Below are 990 nucleotides of genomic sequence, written 5' to 3' on the forward strand. Positions count from 1 at the left end.
GCCGAAAGCCCCTTTCTGAGGGACCTTGGCGCCGCCGAGGTGATCTCGCGCGAGGAGCTTGCCCAGCCGGCCAAGCCGCTGGCCAAGGAGCGCTGGGCCGGCGGTATTGACGCTGTCGGCAGCCACACGCTGGCCAATGTGCTCTCGATGACCTCCTATGGCGGCGCGGTCGCCGCCTGCGGCCTGGCCGGCGGCATGGACCTGCCGGCCAGCGTCGCGCCCTTCATCCTGCGCGGTGTCTCATTGCTCGGCATCGATTCAGTGATGGCGCCGAAAGCAGTCCGCCTCGAGGCATGGCGCCGCATCGGCACCGACCTCGATCTGCAGAAGCTCGCCAGCCTGTCCAGCACCATCGGGTTCGACGGCATCGTCGATGCCGCGCGCGATATCGTCGAGGGCAAGATCCGCGGCCGCGTCGTCGTGGATATGTGACTCCGCCCAACTGCCGGAAGGGCGGATGCAATCGCCAGATCTGGTGGCAAACCCGCCGCGCCTCGGCAAAAAGCGCTCATCCGCTAAAATTGGAACGATCCGCCGCAATTTTCCATAAGCTCTGTCTGGCAAGAATTTCGCATGATCGCGCAATCCGGCAGCCAACAGGCGGACACTGGCGACGATGTCGATGCGGTGCTCCCGCCGGCGTCGACGCGGCGCTTCGTCGCCGCGCCGCCGCTGGTGCCCGAGCCGGAATTCTCCAGGCGCGAAGGCCTGTCCTTTCTGACATTCGTCGCCATCGTGGTGATGGCCGGGCTGGCGCACCTGACCGGGGCACCGATGTTCATCAGCGTTGCATTGCTCGCAACCGGCCTAGCCGGCCTTGCCATGCATCTGCGCGCCAGGCGGAGCGAACATCGCACCGCCGCCCTTCTTGACGAAACCACGGCCCGCAGCCGCGCCGAGATCGAGACGCTGGCCGACCGCATGTGGGAGATGCAGGAGAGCGATGAGCGCTTTCGTGGCCTGATCGACGCGCTTGGAGATCTCGTCATC

Annotated in this window: 1 protein-coding gene and 1 pseudogene; both read left to right on the plus strand. The window is 66.3% G+C overall.

The annotated features are described in order from the left end of the window. The coding region (locus ENZ75_RS32905; protein ID WP_164888226.1) for a zinc-binding dehydrogenase at nucleotides 1-432 on the plus strand (432 nt) is incomplete at its 5' end. A gap of 141 nt (nucleotides 433-573) precedes the next feature. Continuing rightward, nucleotides 574-990 (plus strand): annotated as a pseudogene (locus tag ENZ75_RS32910) (hybrid sensor histidine kinase/response regulator); the annotation flags it as partial.

The sequence above is a fragment of the Mesorhizobium sp. M7A.F.Ca.CA.002.04.1.1 genome (assembly GCF_004022805.1).
In the GTDB taxonomy this organism is placed as follows: domain Bacteria; phylum Pseudomonadota; class Alphaproteobacteria; order Rhizobiales; family Rhizobiaceae; genus Mesorhizobium; species Mesorhizobium ciceri.